At 67.7% G+C, this 12,250-nt stretch carries 10 protein-coding genes; 5 read left to right on the forward strand and 5 right to left on the reverse strand.

Translation table 11 applies throughout. The annotated features are described in order from the left end of the window. Positions 1-482: 482 nt before the first annotated feature. Both VHS75_RS15990 and VHS75_RS15995 read right to left on the reverse strand, forming a co-directional pair. Positions 483-926 (reverse strand): hypothetical protein, encoded by a 444-nt coding sequence (locus VHS75_RS15990; RefSeq protein ID WP_329639608.1) that lies wholly within the window; start codon positions 924-926, stop codon positions 483-485. Positions 927-1,195: 269 nt separating this feature from the next. Beyond that, the gene (locus VHS75_RS15995; protein ID WP_329639609.1) at positions 1,196-2,143 is read right to left on the reverse strand and encodes a hypothetical protein; all 948 of its coding nucleotides are present in this window, start codon (positions 2,141-2,143) and stop codon (positions 1,196-1,198) included. 180 nt (positions 2,144-2,323) lie between these two features. On the opposite strand from VHS75_RS15995, the gene VHS75_RS16000 reads away from it, so the two are divergent. The 3 genes from VHS75_RS16000 to VHS75_RS16010 all read left to right on the forward strand — a co-directional run bounded on the left by VHS75_RS16000 (position 2,324) and on the right by VHS75_RS16010 (position 6,368). Then, positions 2,324-2,875 carry an RNA polymerase sigma factor gene (locus VHS75_RS16000; protein WP_329639610.1) on the forward strand — a complete coding sequence of 184 codons (552 nt, stop codon included), beginning with the start codon at positions 2,324-2,326 and terminating at the stop codon, positions 2,873-2,875. A gap of 130 nt (positions 2,876-3,005) precedes the next feature. Continuing rightward, positions 3,006-3,974, forward strand: coding sequence for a FecR family protein (locus VHS75_RS16005; RefSeq protein WP_329639611.1), 969 nt, complete (start codon positions 3,006-3,008; stop codon positions 3,972-3,974). Between the two features lie 57 nt (positions 3,975-4,031). After that, a complete protein-coding gene (locus tag VHS75_RS16010) occupies positions 4,032-6,368 on the forward strand; it encodes a TonB-dependent receptor (protein ID WP_329639612.1) in 2,337 nt (778 codons plus the stop codon). 621 nt (positions 6,369-6,989) lie between these two features. Here VHS75_RS16010 and VHS75_RS16015 read toward each other — a convergent pair. Together VHS75_RS16015 and VHS75_RS16020 are read right to left on the reverse strand one after the other, a co-directional pair. Further along, positions 6,990-7,184: a helix-turn-helix transcriptional regulator gene (locus tag VHS75_RS16015; RefSeq protein ID WP_329639613.1), complete on the reverse strand. Its 195-nt coding sequence runs from the start codon at positions 7,182-7,184 to the stop codon at positions 6,990-6,992. A gap of 22 nt (positions 7,185-7,206) precedes the next feature. Then, positions 7,207-7,665, reverse strand: coding sequence for a hypothetical protein (locus VHS75_RS16020; protein ID WP_329639614.1), 459 nt, complete (start codon positions 7,663-7,665; stop codon positions 7,207-7,209). A gap of 281 nt (positions 7,666-7,946) precedes the next feature. On the opposite strand from VHS75_RS16020, the gene VHS75_RS16025 reads away from it, so the two are divergent. Both VHS75_RS16025 and aspS read left to right on the forward strand, forming a co-directional pair. After that, positions 7,947-9,308 carry a serine hydrolase domain-containing protein gene (locus VHS75_RS16025; protein ID WP_329639615.1) on the forward strand — a complete coding sequence of 454 codons (1,362 nt, stop codon included), beginning with the start codon at positions 7,947-7,949 and terminating at the stop codon, positions 9,306-9,308. Between the two features lie 228 nt (positions 9,309-9,536). After that, on the forward strand, positions 9,537-11,321 hold the full coding sequence (gene aspS / locus VHS75_RS16030; protein WP_329639616.1) for an aspartate--tRNA ligase: 1,785 nt from the start codon (positions 9,537-9,539) through the stop codon (positions 11,319-11,321). On the opposite strand, the gene VHS75_RS16035 is transcribed toward aspS, so the two are convergent. After that, positions 11,318-12,232, reverse strand: coding sequence for a pentapeptide repeat-containing protein (locus tag VHS75_RS16035; RefSeq protein ID WP_329639617.1), 915 nt, complete (start codon positions 12,230-12,232; stop codon positions 11,318-11,320). The genes aspS and VHS75_RS16035 overlap by 4 nt on opposite strands. Positions 12,233-12,250: the final 18 nt, after the last annotated feature.

The raw sequence follows: 12,250 nt of genomic DNA on the forward strand, positions 1-12,250 counted from the left end.
CGAGGTCCTGGCCCGCCGCATGATCGCCGACATGAACCTCTCCGGCGACCTCACCTTAAGCCTCTGCGAGACGTCTACCGAGCGTGGGGAAGAAGGATCGCGCCAGCCCCCGCTGGCCGACACCGGCTAACTGCGCGCGGCAGCGCGCGAGTCATTCAACCACCAAGGACACCAAGATCGCCAAGAGGGCGGTGATGACGCATGCATGGAGCCTGATAGACCCGCGGCCCCTTGGCGAACTTGGTGTCCTTGGTGGTTCAAAATAGCTGAGCCTCCGCTCACGCGGAGCCTCGGAAGCTTGATCGCGACTGTCGCCGCGACGGAAGCCCGCTCCGGCCCTGCGTGGGGGTGGTGGCCGGAGCGGGCGCCTTTCCGTGCCAGAGGGGGAAGGACCGGAAAAGAGGTGGTTGCCCACCTAGGTCCGGAATCTACGCCCGCGATTGCCGGTGGCGAGTGAAAAGGATTTCACTATCCCGTGGGCCCTAGCAGGGGATCTCGCGCAGGATGTAGCGGCCGGCGTACGGGTCCCAGATCCGGCGTTCGACCAGGCACGGACCGTAGTCGCCATAGTAGCCGTCGTAATAGCCGCCGTAGTAGGGCGCATCGAGCGCGTAGCCGAGGGCCAGGCCGCCTACGAAGGCGCCCCCGTAGCCCCAGCCGCCGTAGCCGCCGCGCCCGCCGCGCCAGCCGCCGCCGCCCCAGTGCCCGCCGCCGCCGCTGAAGCCACGGCCGCCACCGCTGAATCCGCGTCCGCCGCCGCCGCTGAAGCTATGGCCGCCACCGCCGCTGAAGCCATGGCCGCCGCCGCCACCGCCGCCGCCGTGGCCGCCGCCGTGGCCCTCGGCGAACGCCGGGGCGGCGATCGCCATCATGCAGCCCGCCGCGATCGCCGCGATCCGGCCGGGTTTCGAGACTCTGGTCGTCATAGGATGCCTCCGTGACGCGCCGTCCGATGTCAGGGGGACGAGGCGCGCGTGAACCGATGTTGGAGGCAAGGTTGGAAGTCTTCGGCTGAACGCTGGCTGAATAGAACGGGGTGGGATGCGGGGCGGGGAGGTGAAAAAGATTTCACCGGCAGATGAAATCAAGCTCTGCCGTGAAGATGAGGATGCTACGATGCCGCGAATACGCAATTTGGCGACGGCGGAAGCTTGGCCGTGGGTCTTGTCCGTGTCCTCAGGGACATAGGTGGACGCTACTTGCCGCTCGCCGCCGGCTTGCCGTCCGCCGCCCGCGCCGCGCGCAGGATGGTCGGCAGCGAGTAGTTCCCCTCGTGGCAGGCGTATTCGTACATCAGGCCCTCGGCGGTGCGGAACACTTCCTCGCCGCGCCAGACCTGGGTGAACAGGGTCGGGTCGCTCACCTCGAACTGGTAGGCGACCGTCGTCGGGCCGGTGCGGGTGAAGCGCTCCGTCACCCGGGAATGCTCCGACAGGAAGAGGCCGAGGCCGATCTTTGTGAGGCCGGGACGCAGGTCCGTGGTCTCTACCACCAGGGTCGCGCCCTCCCAATGGCCGACCGAGGCGCCGGTCCAACTGCCTCGGCCCGCGCGGCGCGGCGGGTCGCGGCCGGGGCCCGCGATCTCGACGATGCGGGCCTCGTGATCCTTCTCGCCGACGATCGCGACCCAGGACGGCGTCTGTACGATCTGGATCAGGTTGGCGTCGTGCGAATTGACCAGCGGGGCGGCGCCGCTGGCGTTGGTCAGGCAGCGTTCGTCGGTGTCGCGGGCCTCGACGTTGTCATAGTCGCCGGTATCCAGGTCCAGGTGCACGGCCTTGGGGACGTCGGGGCGGTAGGGGATGCGCCCGTCGGCCGGATCGGTGATCCAGGAAGTGCGGATCTGGCCGCCGATGCGGGCCAGGCCAGGACCGTTGTCCGGGTTTTCGCTCTCGTTCTGGCCGAGCTCGTCTTCCTTGACGCTGAGTTCGCCCCTGAGCTTGCGGCGGGGCGTCTCATAGGCCTGGGCTTCGGCGGGCGTGGCGACCAGGGCGGTGAAGGCCTTGGGCCGCTGGAGCTTGGTGTACCAGGCGTTGGTCCAGGCGCCGGTCAGGTCGGCGGGCGGGGCAGGGGCGGGCTTCGCGCCGGCCGGCCAGGCCGCCAGCGCGCCGGCCGCCGCGAAAAGACTACGCCTGTCGATCATCCGCCCCGACTCCCTGGCCCGGCGCCATCATAGAACCCGGTTCGGTCGCCGCACCTGCACATATTTGGCGCCGCCGGCGCGCCGACGGCCCGCGACAAGGTTGGCTATTCCTTCCGTCCGCGCCATATCGCAGACTTGCCCGCTCGCGACGCGAGATCGCGGCGGGGAAGAGCGGGGGAGATGGCGTTGGCCTCGTCTGGGCCGTCCGAACGGCGCGCAGCGGCGGGACCGCTGCTGGCGGCCTTCCTCGAGAAGCGCGGGAGCCTCGTGCTGTTCGTCGCCGCGCGGATGCGTTCGATGGCGGCCGCCGAGGACCTGGTGCAGGACCTCTATCTGAAGATCGCCGCCATGCCGGCGGATGCAGCCGTCCAGTCGCCGACCGCGTTGCTCTACCGGATGGCCGCCAATCTGGTGGTCGACCATGTGCGCTCCGACCAGCGCGCCTCGCGCCGCAACGCCCAGTGGCGCGTGGACACCCGGGTGACCCTGGGCAGCCTCGACCTGGTCTCCGAGCCGGCCGCCGACGAGCAGCTGATGGAGAAGGACCGCGCACGGCTGCTGGCCGAGGCGGTCGCCGACCTGCCGCCGCAGATGGGCCGCGCCTTCCGCCTGCACAAGCTGGAAGGCCGCTCCCAGGCCCAGACCGCCGAGGCGATGGGGGTGTCCCAGAAGATGGTCGAACAGCACATCGCGGTCGCCATCCGCCGCCTGGCCGAGAGGCTCCGGTCATGAGGCGCGCGGAATTTGGGCGGCCACCTAGGGATATGTCGGCTTGGCGCCGTCTGCATGACTGTCCCGCGTGTTCGGCGCCGGACGGGCGGGTAAGCCGATGAGCAGTGCAGTGCCGCGAGACGAAGACGCGATGATTCAGGCCGGCGCCTGGATTGCGCGCCTGTCGCTGGACGCCGCCGACGGCGAGGCCTTCGACGCCTGGCTGGCCGCCGACCCCGCCAACGCCGCGGCCTATCGCCGCGCGCTCAGCCTCTGGCACGAGTTCGGCGCCCGCGCGGGCGACGTGCTGGCCGAGCTTCCCGACACCGATCTCGAAATGCCCGCCGCGCCCGTCGTGACCCTGGTCCCGCGCGCGGCGCGCCGGTCCGTGGCGTCCGGCTGGTGGGTCGGCGCCGGCGGCGCGGCGCTCGCCGCCGGCCTGGCGCTCGCGGTCATGCCGAACGTGTTCACGCAGCCGACGGTGCAGACCTTCACCACCGCCAAAGGCCAGCATCAGCACGTCGCCCTGGCCGACGGCACGGGCATCGACCTCGACGCCGAAACCAAGATCAGCGTCACCATGTCCGGCTCCGAGCGCCGGGTCGCGCTGGCCGAGGGCCAGGCCATCTTCGACGTCGTCCACGACGAGAAGCGGCCCTTCACCGTCCACGCCGGCGGCCGCGTGGTCCGCGACGTCGGCACCCAGTTCGACGTGCGTAAGCGCGGCGCCGATGTCACCGTGACTGTCGCCAAGGGCCGGGTCGAGATCAGCTCCGAGGGCGGCGCGACCCTCAGCCGCGCCATCGTCCTCGACCCCGGCCAGCGGGTGGAGATCGCGCCCTCGGGCGCCGCCCAGATGAGCCTGGTCGACCCGGCGGAGACCTTCGCCTGGCGCGCCGGGCGCCTGGTCTACCGCGACCGTCCGCTCGACGAAGTTGTGGCCGATCTGAACCGCCAGTTCGTCGAGCAGACGCAGATTTCCGACCCCGAACTCGGCAAGACGCCCATCACCGGTGTGGTCGTTCTGGATAATCCGCGTGCTGTCATGGCGCGCCTGAGCTTGATGCTTCCGATCAGGACGGTAGTTTCCGACAAAGGGCTGACCCTTCTTCGGAAGTGAGGCCCAGATTCGGGGGCGAAGCTGTCTAGCGTGGGGCGTCGGGGATTTGCGGCCGCTTTGGCCATCGCCGTCGTGGCAGCCGCCGGCGCCGCCCAGGCGGGGGCCCCGCGCGTGCGTTTCCACATCGAGCCCAAGCGTCTGTCCGAGGCGCTGCTCGACCTGGCCCAGCAGGCGAACGTCACCCTGATCGGCGCCGGGGCCTGCGACGGCGCGGCGCTGCACACCACCCTGGCCGGCAGCTTCACCGTCCAACAGGCTCTCGATCAGCTGCTCGGCGGCGCGCCCTGCGCCTGGAAGCTGCTTTCGCCCGACGCGGTCGAGATCCGCCCGCTCGCCCGGACCGCCGGGACCGCGGCGGCGCCGCCGGCCGTCTCCGAACTCCTGGTGACCGCCACCAAGCGGGTGCGCGACCCGCGCCAGCTCGCCGTCTCGATGACCGCGGTCGGCGGCAGCGACCTGAAGGCCACCGGGGCCAGCGACGCCGCCGAGGGCGCGGCCCAGCTGGACATCCTGTCGACCAACCTCGGCCCCGGCCGCGACAAGCTGCTGCTGCGCGGCCTCTCCGACGGCGCCTACACGGGCCGGGCCCGCTCCACCGTCGCGACCTACCTCGACGACCTCCCGATCAACTACAACGCGCCGGACCCGGACCTGCGCCTGGTGGATGTCGAGCGCGTCGAGATCGCGCGCGGCCCGCAGAGCACCCTGTTCGGCGCGGGCTTCCTGAGCGGCCTTTACCGCATCGTCGCTCACAAGCCGGACTTGAGCCGTTTCTCCGCCGAACTGAGCGCCTCCAGCTCGATCACCGAACACGGCAGCCCCAGCGGCGACGTGGAGGGCTATGTCAACGCCCCACTCTGGCGCGACGTGGTCGGCATGCGGGTGTCGGCCTACGACGAACTCGATGGCGGCTACCTCAACGACGTGGTCCTGAAAAAGGACGATGCCAACCGCACCGAACGGCGCGGCGTGCGCTCGATCTTCCTGCTGCAGCCGCAGAGCGACTGGTCGGTGGAGCTGACCGTCGCCGCCCAGCATCTGCGCTCCAACGACACCCAGTACACGACCCCAGGCCTCGGCCTGAACCGCGACAACCGCATCGCCGAGCCCCACGTCAACGACATCGGCCTCGTCACCGCGACCGTGCGGAAATCCTGGGGTTGGGGTGATCTCACCTCCACGAGCGGCGTGGTGCGCCACGACTATGCCAGCTTCTACGACGCGACGGCGGTGCAGAACCTCTACACCACCCACGCCGAGACCTCCGCCTACTCAGAGAAGGCGCGGGTCACGATGTACGTCCAGGACGCCTTCCTGACCTCGCACGGGGCCGGACCGTTCCAATGGCTGGCCGGCGTCTACGGCTCGAGCACCCAGGAGCATTCGCCGACCGAGTTCCTGGCCCAGCTTTCCTTCGTCCCGCAGGGTGTGCCGGTCTACGGCGACGACCGCCACGACAAGATCGACGAGATCGCGGCCTACGGCGAGGCTTCCTGGGCCTTCGCGCCTCGCTGGCTGGCGGCAGTCGGCGGCCGGGCGTTCAACATCCACACCCGTACGACCTCGGAGGTGGTCTCGGAAAACTTCGCCCCGCGCAGCCTGGACCAGCAGGTCACTTTCAGCGGCTTCGCGCCCAAGATATCGGTGCAGCGGGAGCTTTCGGCCGGCGATCTGATCTACGCGGTCATGTCGCAAGGCCAGCGCACAGGGGGCATCAACTCGGGCGGGGCAGTGCCGCTGCCGGCGCTGCAGGAGACCTATGCGCCCGATAAGCTGACCAACTACGAGGTGGGCGTGAAGCTGCGGCTCTGGGACGACCGCGTCGCGCTCAATTCGGCAGTCTTCTACGATGTGTGGAAGGATATCCAGACCGACCAGTTCCGCGCCTCGGGCATCCCTTTCACGACCAACGCTGGCGACGCCGGCATCCTGGGCCTCGAGGCCGAGGCGCAAATCCAGCTCACGGACAACCTGTCGGCGGTGCTCAACGGGCGTATCGATCGTACGCGCTTCACCAACGCCAACCCGATCTTCACCTCGGCCTTCGTCGATGGCTTGCCGGACGCCCCGAACGCATCGGGCGGCGGCGTGCTGACCTACAAGCGCACCCTGGGCGGCGACTGGCGCCTGACCCTGGTCGGCGAAACCACCTACGTCGGCCGCAGCCACGTGAACTTCGACACCCGGTTCCCAGAGATGGGCGGGTATGTCCGCACCAAACTGCTGGTGGAGATCCGCCGCAAGGCCGTCGGCCTGCAGGTCTTTCTGACCAACCCGACCAACGCCTTCAACGACACCTTCGCCTTCGGAAACCCCTTCAATCCGAACCTCACCCAGCAGGTCACGCCGCAGCGCCCGCGGACGCTTGGCTTCACGCTTTTCGCCGCCCACTGATTTTTTCGTGCCCGACCTAGGGGTTGGCGCGGCCCGCGACGTCTCAGCTGCGACCCTCACGCTTCCCCGAGTGTGCAGGTCTTAGGCAACGTAGCGCGTCCCGAGCCCAAACCGCGCTATGTCCGGCCTGCGCGACCCTGACGAGGAGAGACGTCTAGGGTCGCGCCGTGCCGCCTGTTTCACGGGACCATTTGGCGTGGGCGCTCGGCGATGCTAGACTGTAGCAGTCGGGCGTGGCCGCCTTCTGCGCACGACGGATGAAGGCCGAGCAATCGGCCCGCCAGCATCCCAGTCGCTGGCGCGAGATATTGCCCCGGCTGGAGCCGTCACACCTCGGCCGGGGCATTCCTTCCAAAAACAAAGCTCACTCGCCGCCGGCAAGCCGGCCGCCAGGCGGGATCGCGGACTCTCGGAAGGTCGGCAATGGGTGGAGGCTGTGTAAAAACTCGGGCGGACGAAAATCCCGCGCAAGATTCTACCGCCAGTCGAACCTTCCTGAGTCAGGCCTTGCGTGTGCGAGGCTTACCGTCGGCATACCGGGCAAACTGTTGCTTCCAAATTTGCGCGATCCACGTTTTTACACAGCCTCGGTGGGAAACTGACCCCTCAGGCTCTTGTGACCTATTCCTCCCTCAGGAACACGTCCTCGATCTTAAGCTCGAAGAGCTCGACGATGCGGAACGCAAGGGGGAGGGACGGATCGAACTTGCCGTTCTCGACCGCGTTGATCGAGTTGCGCGAAACACCGACCTTTTCGGCGAGTTCGGCTTGGCTCCAGCCCTTCTCGGCCCTGAGGACGCGGATGCGGTTCTTCATGTCGAGCCCCGGGGCCGTGGGCTCACCGCTTGACCCTCCACCAGATCGTATGGACGACGACCGTTCCGATGGCCTGCAACAACACGATCCCGCAGAGCCCGAACGCCAATGAGACGACGACGACGGACCCGTCCACGGTCATGCCGGGACGGACTGGGAACTTGCTGACGACGGCGACCGCGAAGTCCCTGAACGGCGGCAGCACCAGGAGCAGCCCGAATGCGGCCTGCCCGGCCGGCGCGCCCCATTGCCCGGCGAACGCACCGCCCGCCTTCTGCACTTCGTCCAGCCCGCGCTGCGCGCGGAATGAGAGGTAGTTGGCGTAGCTCATCCCGAAGATCACCAACGCGGCGGCGACCAGGATGGCCATCGGGTGGCTGATCGTCCTGAGCCACGGAATGGCCGCAACGAATGCGACCGGGACGAGCGCGAGGGGCAAAATCCAAAGCGCGCCCCGCACCAATTTTGGCGCTTTGGCCATGACATGTATCTTTTTCAAAATGACAACTAAACTGGTCATCACCGGGCTTGCCGTGTCAATCCTCCACGTCAGATGTAGCGAATCCCGGAGCCAAAGCCTTCGCGCTGGTCGCGCAACCTCCGCTCCGGCAGGCGCGTGCAAGCGACAGGGGTGAGCGAAGCTCTTTGCTGGCGCGGCGCGATCCGCCGCGCGCCGCGCATTACGGCAGCGAAACGCAACCCTGCTTGCGCGGGACCTGCGCGGCTCTAAGCTCGGCGGATAATATTGGGGGAATTTCAAATATGCGCCGCAAATCCTATTTCGCCTCGGCTCTGACCGCGGCTCTGCTGGTCGCGGGCGCCTGCGCCGCCGCCGATGCGCCGGCCGCTGCGAAGCCGGCCGCTAAGGCCTCGGCCGTCCGCGACCTGTCCGCGACCACCGCGCCGGAGGCGGTGGGCTTCGATTCCAAGCGCCTGACGGCCCTGGATGACTACATGGCCAAGGTGGTCACTGACGGCCGCGTGGCCGGCATGACCACGCTGCTCGCCCGCCACGGCAAGGTCGTAGAGTTCAAGACGTACGGGAAGACCAGTCTCGAGACCGGCCAGGCCATGCCGAAGGACGAGATATTCCGCATCTACTCCATGTCCAAGCCGCTGACCGGCGTGGCCATGATGATCCTGTTCGAGCAGGGCAAATGGCGCCTGGACGACCCGGTCACCCGCTACGTGCCGGAGTTCAAGAACCTCAAGGTGATGGTCGAGGCCGACAAGGACGGGAACATCACCAAGACCGAGCCCATGAAACGCCCGCCGACCATGCGGGAGATCATGAGCCACACCGCCGGCTTCGGTTACGGCCTGGGCGACGAGCATCCGGTCGACAAGCTCTATCGCAAGAACCAGGTGCTGGGCTCGGCCGGCCTGCATCAGATGATCGAGCGAACCGCCGAGATCCCGCTGATGTACCAGCCGGGGACCAGCTGGTCCTATTCCAGCGCCGTCGATATTCAGGGCTATATCGTCGAGAAACTCACCGGCAAGACCTTGGGCCAGTTCCTGCAGGAGAACGTCTTCGCGCCCCTGAAGATGAAGGACACCGCCTTCTACACCGGCGCCGCCAAGGCCAACCGCCTGGCCGCTGTCTACGTCGCCGAAAAGGGCGAAACCAAGATCCACGAGGCCAAGGAGCTCTTCGGCCAGAAGATGCCGGACTACTCCAAGCCCCCCGCGATGGAGTCTGGCGGCGGCGGTCTGACCTCGACCACCATCGACTACGCCCGCTTCTGCCAGATGATGCTCAACAAGGGTGAGCTGGACGGCGTGCGTGTGCTTTCGCCGGCCTCCATCGAGCTGATGGACACCAACGTCATCCCGCACAACGTGCTGGTGACCACCAACGGAACAAGCGGCATCCGCTTCAACGAGGCGGTGGGCTTTGGCCTCGACTTCCAAGTGGAGAACGACCCGCGCCGGGCCGGTTCGCTGGAGGGCAAGAACACCATGAGCTGGGGCGGCGCGGCCGGCACCTGGTTCTGGATCGACCCCACCAACGACGTCCTGTTCGTAGGCATGATCCAGCGCATGGGCGGCACCGGCGGGGATGACCTGGGCACCATGGCCCGGACGCTGACCTATCAGGCGCTGCTGCATCCGGAGAAGTAGAGGCCTTTTCCCTCTCCTTTCATGGGGAGGGTCGAGCCGGCGGAGCTGGCCGGGGTGGGGAAGTCCCGTTCGAGTCCTGAGTCCGCACTCCGGCTCATACTTCCCCACCCAACCTCGCGTTGCTCGGCCACCCTCCCCATGAAGGGGAGGGAATGCCCACCGCCTTGACTTTCGCCCCCCTCCGTGCGCCCTTCCGCGCCTCGTAAAACAGCCGATTTTTCCAGGTAAATGCACGCCTACCGCACCCACACCTGCGGCGCGCTTCGCGCCGCCGACACCGGCAAGACGGTCCGCCTTTCAGGCTGGATCCACCGTAAGCGCGACCACGGCGGGCTGATGTTCGTGGACCTGCGCGACCACTACGGCCTGACCCAGCTGGTGCTCTCGCCCGAAACCCCCGGCTTCGACCTGGTTGAGCACGTCCGCGCCGAGAGCGTGATCCGGGTGGATGGCGAGGTCGTGGCCCGTTCCGGCGACACGGTGAACCCGAACCTGCCCACCGGCGAGATCGAGATCCGGGTGCGGCATGTCGACGTCCTATCGGCAGCCAGCGAGCTGCCGCTGCCGGTCTTCGGCGAGCCCGACTACCCGGAAGAGATCCGGCTGAAGAACCGCCACCTGGACCTGCGCCGCGAGACGCTCCACCGCAACATCGTGCTGCGCTCCAAGGTGATCCACTCCATCCGCAACCGGATGATCGACCAGGGCTTCCTGGAGTACCAGACGCCGATCCTGACGGCTTCGTCTCCGGAAGGCGCGCGCGACTTCCTGGTGCCGTCGCGCCTGCATCCGACCAAGTTCTACGCCCTGCCGCAGGCGCCCCAGCAGTTCAAGCAGCTGCTGATGGTCTCCGGCTTCGACCGCTATTTCCAGATCGCCCCCTGCTTCCGCGACGAGGACCTGCGGGCCGACCGCAGCCTGGAGTTCTACCAGCTCGACGTCGAGATGAGCTTCGTCACCCAGGAAGACGTGTTCGCCGCCATTGAGCCCGTCATGCACGGGGTCTTCGAGGAGTTCGCCGACGGCAAGCCGGTGACGCCGTATCCGTTCCCGCGCATCCCGTTCCGCGAGTGCATGGCCAAGTACGGCACCGACAAGCCCGACCTGCGCAACCCGATCGTCATGCAGGACGTCTCCGAGCCCTTCCGCGGCGGCGGCTTCGGCCTGTTCGCGCGGATCCTCGAAGACCCCAAGAACGCGGTGTGGGCGATTCCCGCGCCGACGGGCGGGAGCCGCGCCTTCTGCGACCGCATGAACAGCTGGGCGCAGGGCGAAGGCCAGCCGGGCCTGGGCTACATCTTCTGGAGTGAGGACCAGGGTGGTTGGGGCGGCCCGATCGCCAAGAACCTGGGGCCCGAGCTGACGGCCGCGGTCATGGGCCAGATCGGCATGGGGCAGGGCGATGCGGCCTTCTTCGTGGCTGGCGACCCCAAGACCTTCGCCAAGTTCGCTGGGACCGCGCGGACCAAGGTGGGAACCGACTTGGGCCTGATCGATGAGGCCCGCTTCGAGTTCGTCTGGATCGTCGACTTCCCGATGTTCGAGATGAACGAAGAGACCCACCGCGTCGACTTCAGCCACAACCCGTTCTCGATGCCGCAGGGCGAGCTGAAGGCCCTGAACGCCAAGGACCCGCTCGACGTCCTGGCCTACCAGTACGACATCGTCTGCAACGGCTATGAGCTGTGCTCCGGCGCAGTGCGGAACCACCTGCCGGAGATCATGCTGCGGGCTTTCGAGATCGCGGGTTATGGCCCCAACGTGGTCGAGGAGCAATTCGGCGGAATGTTGAACGCCTTCCGTCACGGCGCGCCGCCGCACGGGGGTCTGGCGCCGGGCATCGACCGCATCGTCATGCTACTGGCCGGCGAGACGGCGATCCGCGAGGTCATCGCCTTCCCGCTGAACCAGCAGGGTCAGGACCTGATGATGAACGCGCCCTCAGAAGTTTCCGACAAGCAGCTGAAAGAGCTGAGTATCCGGCTCGCGCCGCCGATCAAGGCGTCGAGCTAGAGCACGAGGCGCGGCGGCGCCGCGAGATAGCGGTATGGGCTTGGCGGCGCCGGAGGCGCGGGTGGGGCCGGCGGCGCCGGGATCGCCGGGATCGTCACATGGATATGCGGCATCGGAATGTGCACCGAGCCGGAGCAGGGCTTGGCGACCAGTCCGCTGGGGACGCGCGTGCGGCTGTTGGCGCAGGCGTCATCGAGCTGATCCTGGGTCAGGCCGCGCGCATGTGACAGGTCGGCGTCGCCGATCTGGGCGCGGTGCAGGTCGGCGTCCTTGAAGTCTGCACCGTCGAAATTCCCACCCATCAGCACCGCGATCTCCAGCACGGCGTCGCGGAAGATCGCCTTTTCAAAGCGCCCATAGCTCAGGTTGGCGGCCCGCAGGGTCGCATCATGGAAGTCTGCGCCGTGGGCGACCACCTTGTTCAGGTTCGCGCCGGTCAGGTCGGTGTTGCGCATGATCGCGCCGACCATCTGGGCCTGGTTGAAGTTCGAGCCCTGGGCCGCGGCGTCGGTGAAGTCCGCGCCCGACAGATTGGCGTCGGAGAAGATGCTGCCGCTGGCCTGGGTGTCGCGCAGCTTCGCGTGGGTCAGGATGGCGTTGGAGAAGTTCACGCCAAGGATCTGGGAATCCGTCAGGTCGGCGCGTGTCAGGTCGGCGCCGGTGAAGGTCGAGGAGATGAAGTGCGCCTCGCGCAGGTCCGAGCCCACCAGGGCCGCGCCGGAGAAATTGGCGTTCATGAAATGGGCGCCGTGCAGCCGGCGGCCCGACAACTCGCACTTCACGCAATCGCCGCCGAAGGTGTTGGAGCGCGGCACTTCGCGGTCGCCGCCGCCGCCGGCTTGGGCGGCCATCGGCGCGGCCAACGTCAGGGCCGTCAGTGCGATCAGCAGGGGTAAGGTCGTCTTAGCCACTCGGCAGCTATCCTTGAA

Origin of the sequence: Phenylobacterium sp. (assembly GCF_036264965.1) — a bacterium.
In the GTDB taxonomy this organism is placed as follows: domain Bacteria; phylum Pseudomonadota; class Alphaproteobacteria; order Caulobacterales; family Caulobacteraceae; genus Phenylobacterium.